Origin of the sequence: Rubrobacter tropicus (assembly GCF_011492945.1) — a bacterium.
In the GTDB taxonomy this organism is placed as follows: Bacteria; Actinomycetota; Rubrobacteria; order Rubrobacterales; family Rubrobacteraceae; genus Rubrobacter_D; species Rubrobacter_D tropicus.
Map to the genome: position 1 here is coordinate 4,215,287 of NZ_CP045119.1, position 12,501 is coordinate 4,227,787.

Consider the following 12,501-nt stretch of genomic DNA (forward strand, 5'->3'; position numbering starts at 1 on the left):
TTTCGTGGGGATAGCCGACGTTAAATCAAGAAGCCGATGGCTGACACCTGTAACCTGAAACCCAAAACCAAGGAGATAACGTGGCGGATAGCAGAAACTTCGGCGTGTCCATGTGGTACAGGGAGGTCGGCGAGGGACCGGCCGATCCGCTCGTCTTGCTGCACGCCTTTCCGCTCAACGGGAAGATGTTCGAGCCCCAGTTGGAGGCCCTGTCCGCGGATCGCAGGGTCGTCGTGCCGGACTTCCCCGGTTTCGGGTACTCGCCGAGGACCCCGGCCCAGCCCGACGTGGGCTATTACGCGGGGTGCGTGCTGGGCCTGCTGGACAGGTTGGAGATCCCGCGCGTCGTGCTCGGCGGCGTCTCGATGGGCGGGTACGTGGCCTTTGAGTGCGTGAGGTCGTTTCCCGAAAGGATCTCGGGCCTCATTCTCGCCAACACCCGTCCCGACCCCGACTCGGAGGAGATCCGGAAGACCCGCAAGGAGATGGCCCTCAGGGTCGCCAGGGAGGGCATCGGGATCCTGCCGGACCTCCAGATGGAGCGCCTCCTCTCCCCCCACACCCGCGAGAACGACGGCGGGCTGGCTGAGAAGGTGCGGGCCATTATCCTGGAGAACACGCCGGACGGGGCCGTCGCCGCCCTCGGCGCTATGCGCGAGCGCCCGGACTCTGAGACGACCCTTGGGGAGATCTCCGTCCCGACCCTCGTCATCGGCGGCGAGGACGACGCGATCTCCTCCCCCGGGGTGATGGGCGAGATGGCCGGCAAGATCCGCGGCTCGCGCCACGTAACCCTCACCAACGTCGGCCACCTCTCGAACCTCGAAGACCCCGAGGGTTTCAACGGGGCCGTGAAGGAGTTCCTGGGAGGACTGTAGGCGGCGGGTTTCTAGAGCCGCGCCGTTCCGGTAGAATCCTGCCCCGTGACTACCCTGGTTCATGTGTCGGACCTCCACTTCGGGCGGCCAGCCGTCGCGGAGCGGCTCGACGCGCTGCGAGAGTTTATAGAAGGCATCGAGCCAGACGGCATCGCCGTATCGGGAGATCTGACGCAGCGGTGTACCAACAGGGAGTTCGCGCAGGCGAGCGCGTACCTGGGTTCGCTGCGCGAGATAGCGCCCTACGTCGTCATCCCCGGTAACCACGACATCCGCTGGCTCGGCGCGGTGGCCCGGAACCTCGGCTTCGCGGGGCTCCTCCGCAAGGGGGCGCACAACTTCAAGTACTCCCGGTACCGCAGGCACATCTCCGACGACCTCAGCCCCTCACTCGAGGTGCCGGGGGCGGTTATCGCGGGCCTGAACACGGCGCACGGCATCTCGCGCGGGTCGCTCACGAAGAGGTTTCGGGACCTCGGCGTGATCGGGCACGTCAAGCACGCGGACATCCAACGGGTAAAGGCCGCCTTCGAGGCCGCCGACCCCGGGGCGGCCAGGATCGTCATGATCCACCACAACCCGATCCGGGGCGAACTCTCGGGCCGCCACGGCCTCGCCAACACCGAGCAGGCCCTCCACTCGTTCTCGGACCTCGGCACCGAACTCGTCCTCTGCGGCCACGACCACCAGGACGCCGTCCACACGATAGAGAAGGGCGCCCACGGCCTCGTCATCTCGACGGCCGGCACCATCTCGAACCGCATCAAACCCGGCAGGGCCTCCTCCTTCAACCTCGTCGAGACCGACGAAGACAACCTCCGCATCATCGCCCACTCCTGGAAAAAGGGCGTAGGCTTCGTCCCCTCAGAGGACCGATCCTTCCCCAGGCGTACCCTCTCCCGCCCCACCTGATACCGGAACCGACTGTATAATCCGGCGCTAATGTGACCCGTCACGGAAGGGACCACCATGTGGAGCAGACTCACCCGCGGCGGCGACGGGCTGCCCCGCGAAAAAGTGGACGCCATCGTGCGCCTGATCGATCAGTACCTCTCCGAGGAGGCGAGCCTGCGCAACCTCCAGTCGGACAAACAGACGATCCACCCCCGTGATCTTCCACCAGACAAACGCGAAGCCCTCATAGAAGAGATCTTCGAGATCCTCAAAGACGCCCAGAGGTAGGTTTCAGCCCGGCGCTTCGCGCCTCTTAGCACGTCCCCTTCGGGGACTCTCAGCCCGCTTCGGCTTCGCCTCCGCTTTTAGCCATCAGCTTTCAGCCAAGAACAAAAAGCTGACCGCTGATGGCCGACAGCGTTTGCAGGGGACATCCCCTGCAAACATCTCTAGTCGGCCCGCGGCGGTCCCTGTTTTATGCGGCGGCTGAGGTCTTCGGGGGAGTTGGGCGGGGTCCAGGGCGCCTCTATCCACCACGTCGCCCCAGCCTCCGCGTAGGGACGAACCATCGAGGCGGCCGCCGCGGGATCTTCACCCGGCGTCTCGCCCTCCCGCACGATGTCGAAGGCACCCTCTTTGCCGCTCTTTTCTACGTAGCTTTTTATCTCCCGGATCGTCTCCGGCGTGACGCCCGGCTCTTCTAACGTTCCACCCACCCTGGCCGCCAGGACGCCGTCGTAGCGCAGCGCGCGGCCCATGGACTTCTCGCTCGGCCAGGCGCCGACAACCCAGATCGGGATTCGAGGTCTCTGAACCGGCCTCGGCAAAAACGTCATCTCCTCCAACCGGTAGTGCCTCCCCTCGTAGGAGAACGGCTCCCCGCTCCACAACCCGGTCAGGATTTCCAGGCTCTCGTCCAATTTTTGCGCCCTGGTCTTCCGGTCCACCGGCTCCCCGACCTTCGAAAAGCCGCCGTCGTCCACCGCTCCGAGGCCAACGGGCATCACGAGCCTCCCGCCTGAAAGATGGTCCAGGGTCGCCGCCTCGCGGGCGAGCTTCCACGGCCTTCGCCGGGCCGGCGGCGTGAGCATCGCGCCGATACGGACCCCCTCCGTGCGCATCGCCATCGCGGCCATCACAACCCACGGGTCGTAGGTATCGAAGGCCCCGATCGCCATGCCGTCCCAGTAGAAAGCGCCGTCCCAGCCCGACTCCTCGACCTCGCGCGCCAGCCCCGCGACCTCGCGCGGGCCTCCTGCCGTGATCACGAACCCGTAACGCAACCTCGCCTCCTCTCACCGCCGGAAGACGATTCCAGCAAAGACGTCTTCAGTCTACGACGCCCCTGTACGCCCTCCAACAGCAAAATACACCCGACGGCCCGCAAAACCAATCTTCTCTTGTATAGGGGTAGGGGGTATGTTAGAAAGAATCGATGTCGAACGCGTGGGGTTCCGGGTCGGGCAGGTTCACCGTCGTCGCGATCGCGGTGGCGTTGTTGTTCTGCCACGGGGCGTTCGGCTACGCGCACCAGTCGCCCCCGGCCGACGCCCACGGGGCGCACGTCGCGCACGCGCCGGGAGGCCACGATTCCGTGCCGGACCGGGGCGTCGACGGGATGCATCAGGGGGGCGCGTACTTCGCCACCCTGCTCGCGTTGTTCTTCGTGACGCTCCTGCTTTTTGGCGGAAGAGCGCTGGCGCTCGGGAGGCTTCCGGCTCCGAACGCGGGGGAGCGGGCGCGCCGGACTGAGGTCAGCTTTCGACCCCGCGGACCGACTCTTACTTCCCTGCAGGTGTTCCGGCTCTGAGCCATCCGTCTGGCAAAGACGGGCAGAGAACACGAGCACAGAGAGGAAGAAGTGCAGATAAAGCTACACACCAGGCTCGCGGTAGTCGGGCTGTTGTCGGTGTTGGTCCTGGCGGCTGCGTCTTGCGGAGGAGCGGGCGGGAGCGCGAAGGACGACGCCGGCGGTTCCGGCGCCCAGGAAAGCGCGAAAACCAACGAGGTGCGGAATATGGGTCAGGGCCCTGACGGTGACGCATCCGGGATGCTGATGCAAAACGGCAGGTACTCCGACGAGCGGTTCATCGATGCCATGGTCCCGCACCACCAGGGGGCCGTGGAGATGGCGGAGGTCGGGCTCGAAAACGCCGAGCACGAAGAGATAAAGCAGCTCTCGGAGAACATCGTCTCCACCCAGAAGGCCGAGATAAAAGATCTCAAGGAGATAAAGCAGGAGGAGTTCGGCACCTCCCGCATCCCTACGGGCATGAACTCGGGCCAGATGGAGAACATGGGCATGATGACGGATTCCGGGAACCTGGCGAACGAGAAGCCCTTCGACAAAGCTTTTATCGACAACATGATCCCGCACCACCAGTCAGCCATAGAGATGGCCGAGGTCGCCAGGGACAAGAGCCAGAACCCCAGGATAGAGGAGCTGGCAACCAACATCGTCGAGGCTCAAGAGCGTGAGATCTCGCAGATGAAGCAGTGGCGCGAACAGTGGTACCCGGGGGGTTAGTGGAGCTTCCGGAGCTCTGACGTCAGTGGTGAGGGTCGGTGTTCTATTCCGACCCTCACCAAGAACGACCAGGAAGAACCGCATCCGCTCTCCTCGAAAACCAGAAAGGTCGCAAGATGCACGAACACGACCAAACTCCCGCCGTCCACTCTACGTACACGCCCCGGGTGCTCGAAGTAGCGCTAAAGAACTGCTACTGCGGCGGCGAGTACGCGGATCTCGAGAAGGATCTGGGGTCTCGGCCGGGGATCCTGGCCGTGAACCTGGACCGCACCCGCGGCGTAACCAGTCTCGAATACGACCCGAACCTCGTGGACAGCGGTCGCATCCGGTCAGAACTGGAGAACAGCGGCTACCGCTGCGACTGCCGCGAACGCCCGTCCGAACACGACGTAGGGCCGCGAGAAGAGCATGCCGCGCACGAGGACGCGCACGCGGGTCACGGCGCGGCGATGGTCAGGGACATGCTGCGCCGGGCGGTAGTGTCGGCACTACTCACCATTCCGATAGTACTGTACTCACCCGTCGGGGAGAGCCTGGGCTTCACCGCGGAACCCCCCTTCGGGCTCTCGATGGAGCTGTTTGGCTTGATCCTGGCTACGCCTGTCGTGTTCTGGGGTGGATGGGTCTTCATTTCCAGCGCCTGGCGCGCCCTGCTACGCGGCGAAGCGAACATGATGACCCTGATCGCCCTGGGCATACTGGTCAGTTACCTGTATTCGGTGGCTGCCACCTTCGCTTTCGAAGGCGAGGTCTTCTACGAGGCCGCCGCGATGCTCACGACCTTCTCGCTGGTCGGACACTGGCTGGAGATGCGCAGCCGCTTCGCCACGGGACGCGCGGTCGAAGCGCTCCTGCGGCTCGCACCGGATACCGCCCTCGTCAGGCGTGACGGCCTGGAAGTAGAGATACCCCTGGATGAGGTCGCGGTTGGCGACGTGATAGTGGTGAGGCCGGGCGGCAGGGTGCCGGTGGACGGGGTCGTCATCTCGGGCTCAAGCTACGTGGACGAGTCAATGATCACCGGCGAGCCCGTCCCGGTGGCGAAGGAGAAGGGCACGCGCGTAACCGGGGGCACCGTGAACCAGACAGGCGCCTTCGACTTCCGCGCCACCGCCATCGGGGCCGACACGGCCCTCTCCAGGATCGTGCAGCTCGTCCAGGATGCCCAGGCGTCCAAAGCACCCGCGCAGCGTCTCGCCGACGTGGCAGGCAAGTACCTCGTGTTCGTGGCGTTGAGCGCGGGCCTGATCGCCTTCCTCGTCTGGTTCCTCCTCGGCTCCGAGGGCCTACTGTTCGCCGTAACGGCGGCCGTCTCGACGATCGTGATCGCCTGTCCCGACGCCCTGGCGCTCGCGACTCCGACAGCCATCACCGTGGGAGTCGGGAAGAGCGCCCGAGGAGGCGTGCTGTTCAAAAACGCGACCGAGCTGGAAGCGACGGCGGGCGTGGATACCGCCGTCTTCGACAAGACCGGCACGCTCACCGAAGGCCGTCCAGCCCTCACCGACGTGATCCCCAGGGACGGCACATCCGAGGACGAGCTCTTACGCCTCGCCGCCTCGGCGGATTCTAGCAGCGAACACCCGATGGCCCGCGCGATCGTCGAGGGGGCGACCGCCCGCGGTCTCACGCTGGACTCCTCGGACGAATTCCAGGCCATTCCCGGACATGGCATCAGGGCGATCGTGGGCGGCAAACGACTTCTGATCGGCAACAAGGCCCTTATGGACCGCGAGCGGATCCCGGCCGATGACCTGGATGACCGCGCCGGAACACTCGCCGGTGACGCCAAGACCCCCATGTACGTCGCCGTGGACGGCGAGGCCGGCGGCCTCGTTGCGGTCGCCGACACCATCCGCGAGAGCGCAAGGAGGGCGGTCACCGAACTTCACCACCTCGGCGTCGAGACGGTCATGCTCAGCGGAGATAACCGCCACACGGCGGAAGCGGTGGCCCGTCAGCTCGGTATGGATACCGTCCTCGCCGAAGTCCTCCCCGGCGACAAGGCTTCGGAGATCAAAGACCTCCAGGACTCGGGAAAACGGGTCGCGATGGTCGGCGACGGCGTCAACGACGCGCCAGCCCTGGCCCAGGCGGACGTCGGCATGGCCATCGGCGCCGGGACCGATGTGGCGGTAGAGACCGCCGGCGTCGTGCTCATGAAAGACGATCCGGCAGCCGTGGCGGTCGCCGTCGACATGGCCCGCAAGGTCCGCACCAAGATCAAACAGAACCTGTTCTGGGCAGCCATCTACAACGTCCTCGCGATCCCTATCGCCGCAGGCGCCCTCTACCCGAGCCTCGGCATCCTGCTCCAACCAGAGTGGGCAGCCCTCGCGATGAGCGCCTCGACCGTCACGGTCACGCTCAACGCGCTCGCCCTGAACCGCGAGAAGCTCTCGATCTCCTGAGGTCGAAAGGCGAAAAGCCTACTTCTAAAGCGGAATGCAGTGGCTCATGCCACTGCATTCCGTGCCGTCAGCCTGTCGGCCCGCTCCGGCTTCGCCTCCGCTCTCAGCCATCAGCTTTTTGCTCTAGGCTGACAGCTGATGGCTGAGAGCCGACAGCTTCTAGAGCGGTTCGACCTCTTTGCAGACAGCTTTGGATTTTGACATATACCCCTGGGGGGTATACTATGAGACTATTGATGGTTTTGGAGAGGAGTACGACAAGATGGGTAGTTCCTCGCTCAACAGGACGGCTTTCTCGGCGACGTTGCACTGTCTGACAGGCTGTGCCATCGGGGAGGTGCTTGGGATGGTGATCGGGACGGCGCTCGGCTGGGGCAACTTCGCCACGATAGTTTTGGCGGTCGTCCTCGCCTTCTTCTTCGGCTACTCTCTGACGATGCTGCCGCTGTTGCGCTCCGGGATGGCGCTTGCGACGGTCTTGCCGCTAGCCTTCGCCTCCGACACCCTCTCCATCACCGTCATGGAGATCGTGGACAACGCCATCATGCTCGTCATCCCCGGCGCGATGGAGGCGAGCCTCGCGAGCCTCGTGTTTTGGGGCAGCCTCGCCTTCGCGCTCGCGGTCGCCTTCGTCGCGGCTTTCCCGGTCAACCGTTACCTCATCGCCCGCGGCAAGGGCCACGCCGTCGTCCACCAGCATCATTAGAGCTTTCAGCGGTCAGCTCTTAAGAGACAGAGCGTCGACCGTCCACGGGGCGGGTTCGGAAGAGTTCCGAACCCGCCCCGAAAGGTTCCACAAGGGCAAGACAACCCCGCAGATTACGCGGTCGGCACCCGATTTCCGACAGGCCCTTTGCTGACAGCCGATGGCTGAAAGCTCTACCGCTTTCTGCGGAAGAGCCAGATCAGGACGAACAGCACGCCCGCGCCGGCTAGCACGGGTCCGAGACGCTTGAGGATCGCGCCCTGGCTCGCCGCACCGAGGTCGAAGGCCTCCGGCTCTTCGGCGGGGCCTCGACGGGGCGCGCCCTGGGTGGTCGGCTGCTGGGCGCCGGTGGTCGGGGCGCTTGCGGCTGCCTCCGAGGAACCGGCCACGACGGCGCCTTCGACGGTGCCGCCGGCCGCGACGGCGGGGTCTTCGCTGCTTATGATCCTGCCGGCCGTGCCCCCGGCCCCCGCGGCGGGCGGCGCCTGGCCATCGGGGGCGGCAGCCTGCGAGCCGTTGCCGGAGGCCGGTTCTACGGGGGCTGCGGCTTCCGCGGCGGCCCCGCCGCCCGAGATCTCCTGCTCCAGGCAGGCGGCGAACTGGTCGAGCATCTTCGTCGCGACGTCCTGGGCTATGCCCCTGCCGAACTGGGCCGCCCGGCCCGTGAGCTTCATGTCCGTCTCGACGTTGACCTTTGTGTTGGCCCCCTCTTCCTGGAGCTTGGAGACTATGGTCGCGGAGGCCGTGCCCTGGCCGCGGGCGTCGCGGCCCGTTGCCTGGAGGACGGCGCGGTGGTTCGCCTCGTCGGTCTCTTCGAACTTCACGGTGCCCTTGTAGCTGGCGGTGATCGGGCCGATCTTGACCTTCATCGTGCCGTTGTACTCGCCGTCGCCCTTCTCCTCCTGGATCGCTGCCCCAGGCAGGCAGGGGGCTATCTTCTCCAGGTCCAGCATCGTCTTCCACGCCTCTTCTATCGGGGCGCTCACCGTGAACTCGTTGTTGATCTTCATGGGATCTCCTCCTCTTGGATCACCGCTCTATCTTATAGGCACCCCGGAGCCCGCGCACCTCTTCCGAACGCCGCAGGTCTCCTTTGGTATCGACATCGGACGGGTCAGCAACCCCGTCACAAGGCACCTCGACCACCAATTCCGGGCGCCGCCGCAACAGACCCCTCGCCCCCTCGTCCCCCGAAAGCTCTTCTTCGAGGGTGGGCCAGACGGTCCGCGCGAAGAGCACGGGGTTGCGCCGCTTCCCGCCGTAGGTCGCCACGGCCACCTCCGCCCCACCCTCGAACGCCGCGACGAGCCGCCCCACCGCCTCGGCCCCGACGAAAGGCTGGTCAGCCAGCAGGATGACCGCGGCCCGCGCCTCCGGCCGCACCGCCCGCAGCCCCGCCAGCACGGAGGTGGCCTGTCCCAGGTGCCAGTCCGGGTTCTCGACCACCCTGACGTTGTGGGGTTCGCAGATCCGGCGCAGCCCTTCCGCGTCGGCGCCGAGAACGGCGATGGTCTCGTCCACGGGCGCGCCTTCCAGGTTCTCGAGGGTCGCTTCTATCAGAGGTCTTCCACCGAAGTCGGCGAGCAGCTTGCCGCCCCCGAACCGGCTGCCCGAGCCGGCCGCGAGCAAGACCGCCGATACGCCGCTGGGAATGTCCGTCACCGGGCGCGTTCCCCGGCAGCCTGTCTCGCGTCGCGTTCGTCGGGGGAGATTGGCATGTCCGGGTCGGGGGCGTGGATCGGGCCGGAGCGCTCCGCGAGTCGGCCGCCGGAATGGCCGGTCCTCTGGGCTATGATCTCCGCCGCTATGGCGATGGCCGTCTCCTCGGGCGTCCGCGCCCCGACGTCGAGGCCGATGGGGCTGCTGATGCGAGCTAGCTGCTCCTCCCCGACGCCCTCCTCTTTGAGGCGGGCCGTGCGGTTGTCGTGGGTGCGGCGGCTGCCCATCGCCCCGATGTAGCCTGCGGGCGTGTCGAGGGCGGCTTTCAGTACGGGCACGTCGAACTTGGGGTCGTGGGTGAGGACGCAGATCACGCTTCGGCCGTCCACCTCGGCGGTCTTCAGGAACTCGTCGGGCCAGGCGACGATTACCTCGTCGGCGCTCGGGAAGCGCTCGCGGGTGGCGAAGACGGCCCTGGCGTCGCAGACGATGACACGGTATCCCATGAACTTGCCGGCCCTCGCGACCGCGCTGGCGAAGTCGATGGCCCCGAAGACGTACATCTTCGGCGGCGGGGCGAAGGACTGGACGAAGACCGCCACGTCCTCCATCCTGCGCTGGCCGCGCGGGCCGTAGTGGACGGTGCCCGTCTTGCCGCCTTCCAGCATGCCACGGGCGGTCTCGATGACGGCCTTGTCGAGATCGTCGTTGCCGGCGCTGCCGACGTGATCCTCTGGCGAGACGAGCAGCTTGCTCCCAATCCCCGGGCCGTCGATGATCGTGGCTATCGCGACCGGCGACTGCTCGGCCAGGGCGGCGTGCCAGCGGGAGAGCAAATTGCCCATTAGTAATCCACCCGCTCGACGAAGATGTGGATGATCCCGCCGCACGTGAGGCCAACCCCGAACGCCTCGTCGTCCGAGATGCCGTAGGAGAGCAGCTTCGGCTCCCCCGTCTCCATCGCAAGCATAGCCTCCTCGTACACCGCAGGCTCCACGCACCCCCCGCTCACAGACCCGACCACCTGCCCGTCCTCCGAGACGGCCATCGAAGTCCCCGGCCCGAGAGGCCCGGACCGCTCGACCTTCACGACCGTGGCGAGGGCCGACCTCTTGCCCTCCTCGCTCCACCGGGCCACTTTGTCTATAACGGGGTTCATGCGGTGCCTCCCTTTGGTCGCTTAGCTCTTAGCTATCAGCGATCAGCTTTCAGCTAGTCGTCTCGATACGTAAGCCTTCGCGCCTTCGTCTCTCCGGGTGAGCGTAACCGGCCTCCGGTTGCCTCAGCTGCGGTACTCTCGAACGGGAGAAGCTGACGGCTGAATGCTGATAGCTGACGGCTCATTCTATCCTTCGCGTTCCGCCGCGGCGGCCACGGCGCGGGCTAGCTCTTCGAGGCTCTCGAAGTTGTGGCCGGAGAGGAAGACGTCCACGTGCGGCAGCGCCGCGGCCATTCCCGCGGCGAGCGGCTTGTAGCCTGGGGCGCTCTTCAACGGGTTCACCCAGATGGTCTTGTAGGCGAGCCGGTTCAGGCGCCTCATGCTCTCGGCGAGCACCGCCACGTCGCCCCTGTCCCAGCCGTCGGAGAGGACGACGACGACTGCGCCCCGGGCCATCCCGCGCTGGCCCCAGCGGTCCACGAACTCCTTTACGGCGTCCCCGAGCCTGGTGCCGCCGGAGATGTCTTCTATGGCGCCGGAGGCTTGCCTGAGCGCCTGGTCGGGGTCGCGGGTGGTCAGCTCTTTGGTGATCCTGGTGAGCCGCGTCCCGAGCGTGAACGCCTCGAGCTTCGCCCCGCTCGCGACACCGGCGTGCAGGAACCGCAGGAGCGCCCGGCTGTAGGGCGCCATCGAACCGGACACGTCGCAAAGGAGCACCACCCGCCTGGGCTGCACGCGCGTCTTCCTGAAGCGGTGCCTGACGGCCTCCCCGCCGGTGCGCATCGCGGCCTGCATGGTCCGTCGCGGGTCGTACCTGCCGCGCGCGGAGGGCTCGAGCCTCCGGCTGCGCCGCAGTGCTCCCGAGAGCCTGAGGTCGGCGAGCAGGCGGTTCAGCTCGGCGAACTCGTCGGGCGAATAGAGGGCGAAGTCCTTGCTGCGGAGCACCTCGATGGGGCTGTAGCGGAGCTTGACGGCCTCCTCGCCGCCCTCGTTCTTCTCCACGGTCTTTTTGGGGGGAAAGACGGACTGGTCGGGTTGGGGAACCGAGAACCGCACCTTCGGCCTCGGACGCGGCCTGGCGCCGCCCCCCGAGTCCCAGAAGAGCTCGAAGGCCCTGTCGTAGATGGTTACGTCCTCGGGGCGGGAGGTGAGCGTGACCCTGCCCGCCCAGTAGACGTCTTCCCGACTCCCGGCGTCCAGCTCCTCCATCGCCCGGGCGAACCCGACCACCCGGTCCGTCCCGACGCGCAGGCCCGCGCCCCGCAAGACGCGCCCGAAGGCTACCGCCGCGTCGAGCATCGGCGGGGCTTTCGCCGGTGCGGCCTCTTCAGGCATCGCCCCCCGCCGAACGGACCCCGCCGACGAGGGCGGAGAGGCCGGCGGCCTTTGCCCGCTGCTGGTCCTCGCGGTACTTGAGCACGGAGCCCAAAGTGGCCTCCACGAGCTTCTCGTCGAGCTCGCGGGCGCCGAGTGCCACCAAAGCCTCGGTCCAGTCGAGGGTCTCGGCGACGCCGGGGGGTTTGTACAGGTCCATCGAGCGCATGTTCTCGGTCGCGGCTGCGACCTGGCGGGCGAGCTCTTCTTCGGCCTCTGGGACCCTGAGCTTGACGATCTCAACCTCCCGCTCGAAGCCGGGGTGCTCTATGTAGTGGTAGAGGCAACGGCGCTTGAGGGCATCGTGGACCTCGCGCGTCCGGTTGGAGGTAAGCACGGCGACGGGCGGCCTCTCGGCGGCGATGGTGCCGAGCTCGGGGATCGTGACGGCGAAGTCCGAGAGTATCTCCAGCAGGTACGCCTCGAACTCGTCGTCCGAGCGGTCTACCTCGTCTATGAGGAGGACCGGCGGCATCGGGCCGCGGTGTTCGAGTGCCTGCAGGAGCGGGCGGCTTACGAGGAACTCGCGGTCGTAGAGGTCGCGCTCGACGTGGGCGCGGTCTTCTTCGCCGAAGGCTTCGGCGGCCCGGATGTGGAGGAGTTGGCGGGCGTAGTCCCACTCGTAGACGGCCTGGAAGACGTCTATCCCCTCGTAGCACTGGAGCCGGATCAGGGGCGTATCAAGGATGCGAGACAAGACCTTCGCAACCTCGGTCTTGCCGACGCCGGCCTCGCCTTCCAGGAAGAGCGGCCGTCCGAGCTTGAGGGCGAGGAAGATCGCCGTGACGAGCCCCTCGTCGGCGAGGTAGCTCTCCCCCCTGAGCAGCTCGCCCAACTCCCCGGAACGCGAAACGCCGGGGGGCATGGCCCCCCGGCGTCCGTTAGAGGCG

12 protein-coding genes and 1 pseudogene are annotated in these 12,501 nt (G+C 66.5%); 7 read left to right on the forward strand and 6 right to left on the reverse strand.

Annotated elements, in window-relative coordinates; translation table 11 throughout:
- The first annotated feature begins 80 nt into the window (after positions 1-80).
- The 3 genes from GBA63_RS21075 to GBA63_RS21085 are packed head-to-tail and all read left to right on the forward strand — an operon-like array spanning position 81 to position 2,060.
- Positions 81-878, forward strand: coding sequence for an alpha/beta fold hydrolase (locus GBA63_RS21075; RefSeq protein WP_166179365.1), 798 nt, complete (start codon positions 81-83; stop codon positions 876-878).
- 45 nt (positions 879-923) lie between these two features.
- Entirely contained in the window at positions 924-1,790 is an 867-nt protein-coding gene (locus tag GBA63_RS21080; protein ID WP_166179367.1) for a metallophosphoesterase family protein, read from the forward strand.
- Positions 1,791-1,847: 57 nt separating this feature from the next.
- A complete protein-coding gene (locus GBA63_RS21085) occupies positions 1,848-2,060 on the forward strand; it encodes a hypothetical protein (protein ID WP_166179369.1) in 213 nt (70 codons plus the stop codon).
- Positions 2,061-2,221: 161 nt separating this feature from the next.
- On the opposite strand, the gene GBA63_RS21090 is transcribed toward GBA63_RS21085, so the two are convergent.
- Positions 2,222-3,055 (reverse strand): LLM class flavin-dependent oxidoreductase, encoded by an 834-nt coding sequence (locus GBA63_RS21090; protein ID WP_166179371.1) that lies wholly within the window; start codon positions 3,053-3,055, stop codon positions 2,222-2,224.
- Between the two features lie 152 nt (positions 3,056-3,207).
- On the opposite strand from GBA63_RS21090, the gene GBA63_RS21095 reads away from it, so the two are divergent.
- The 4 genes from GBA63_RS21095 to GBA63_RS21110 all read left to right on the forward strand — a co-directional run bounded on the left by GBA63_RS21095 (position 3,208) and on the right by GBA63_RS21110 (position 7,419).
- A complete protein-coding gene (locus tag GBA63_RS21095) occupies positions 3,208-3,582 on the forward strand; it encodes a hypothetical protein (RefSeq protein ID WP_166179373.1) in 375 nt (124 codons plus the stop codon).
- Between the two features lie 51 nt (positions 3,583-3,633).
- Positions 3,634-4,299 carry a DUF305 domain-containing protein gene (locus GBA63_RS21100; protein ID WP_166179375.1) on the forward strand — a complete coding sequence of 222 codons (666 nt, stop codon included), beginning with the start codon at positions 3,634-3,636 and terminating at the stop codon, positions 4,297-4,299.
- Between the two features lie 116 nt (positions 4,300-4,415).
- On the forward strand, positions 4,416-6,713 hold the full coding sequence (locus GBA63_RS21105) for a heavy metal translocating P-type ATPase (RefSeq protein WP_166179377.1): 2,298 nt from the start codon (positions 4,416-4,418) through the stop codon (positions 6,711-6,713).
- A 262-nt stretch (positions 6,714-6,975) separates the two neighbouring features.
- Positions 6,976-7,419, forward strand: a complete 444-nt coding sequence (locus GBA63_RS21110) for a DUF4396 domain-containing protein (protein WP_166179379.1) — start codon at positions 6,976-6,978, stop codon at positions 7,417-7,419.
- A 173-nt stretch (positions 7,420-7,592) separates the two neighbouring features.
- Here the strand turns inward: GBA63_RS21110 and GBA63_RS21115 are convergent, their stop codons facing one another.
- The 5 genes and pseudogenes from GBA63_RS21115 to GBA63_RS21135 form a co-directional block, all read right to left on the reverse strand.
- Positions 7,593-8,429 carry an SRPBCC family protein gene (locus GBA63_RS21115; RefSeq protein WP_166179381.1) on the reverse strand — a complete coding sequence of 279 codons (837 nt, stop codon included), beginning with the start codon at positions 8,427-8,429 and terminating at the stop codon, positions 7,593-7,595.
- A gap of 19 nt (positions 8,430-8,448) precedes the next feature.
- Positions 8,449-9,081 carry a nucleotidyltransferase family protein gene (locus GBA63_RS21120; RefSeq protein WP_166179383.1) on the reverse strand — a complete coding sequence of 211 codons (633 nt, stop codon included), beginning with the start codon at positions 9,079-9,081 and terminating at the stop codon, positions 8,449-8,451.
- Positions 9,078-10,237: pseudogene (locus GBA63_RS21125) on the reverse strand (XdhC family protein). The gene GBA63_RS21120 and the pseudogene GBA63_RS21125 overlap by 4 nt, the downstream one beginning before the upstream one ends.
- A 186-nt stretch (positions 10,238-10,423) precedes the next feature.
- Positions 10,424-11,572 carry a vWA domain-containing protein gene (locus GBA63_RS21130; RefSeq protein WP_207956969.1) on the reverse strand — a complete coding sequence of 383 codons (1,149 nt, stop codon included), beginning with the start codon at positions 11,570-11,572 and terminating at the stop codon, positions 10,424-10,426.
- Positions 11,565-12,476 (reverse strand): AAA family ATPase, encoded by a 912-nt coding sequence (locus tag GBA63_RS21135; RefSeq protein WP_166180478.1) that lies wholly within the window; start codon positions 12,474-12,476, stop codon positions 11,565-11,567. The genes GBA63_RS21130 and GBA63_RS21135 overlap by 8 nt, the downstream gene beginning before the upstream one ends.
- Positions 12,477-12,501: the final 25 nt, after the last annotated feature.

Excerpts from the sequence above, each read along its gene's own strand:
- GBA63_RS21085 (WP_166179369.1), top strand. The coding sequence starts at position 1,848 with ATGTGGAGCAGACTCACCCGCGGCGGCGACGGGCTGCCCCGCGAAAAA.
- GBA63_RS21095 (WP_166179373.1), top strand. The coding sequence starts at position 3,208 with ATGTCGAACGCGTGGGGTTCCGGGTCGGGCAGGTTCACCGTCGTCGCG.
- GBA63_RS21105 (WP_166179377.1), top strand. The coding sequence starts at position 4,416 with ATGCACGAACACGACCAAACTCCCGCCGTCCACTCTACGTACACGCCC.
- GBA63_RS21110 (WP_166179379.1), top strand. The coding sequence starts at position 6,976 with ATGGGTAGTTCCTCGCTCAACAGGACGGCTTTCTCGGCGACGTTGCAC.
- GBA63_RS21115 (WP_166179381.1), bottom strand. The coding sequence starts at position 8,429 with ATGAAGATCAACAACGAGTTCACGGTGAGCGCCCCGATAGAAGAGGCG.
- GBA63_RS21130 (WP_207956969.1), bottom strand. The coding sequence starts at position 11,572 with ATGCCTGAAGAGGCCGCACCGGCGAAAGCCCCGCCGATGCTCGACGCG.
- GBA63_RS21135 (WP_166180478.1), bottom strand. The coding sequence starts at position 12,476 with ATGCCCCCCGGCGTTTCGCGTTCCGGGGAGTTGGGCGAGCTGCTCAGG.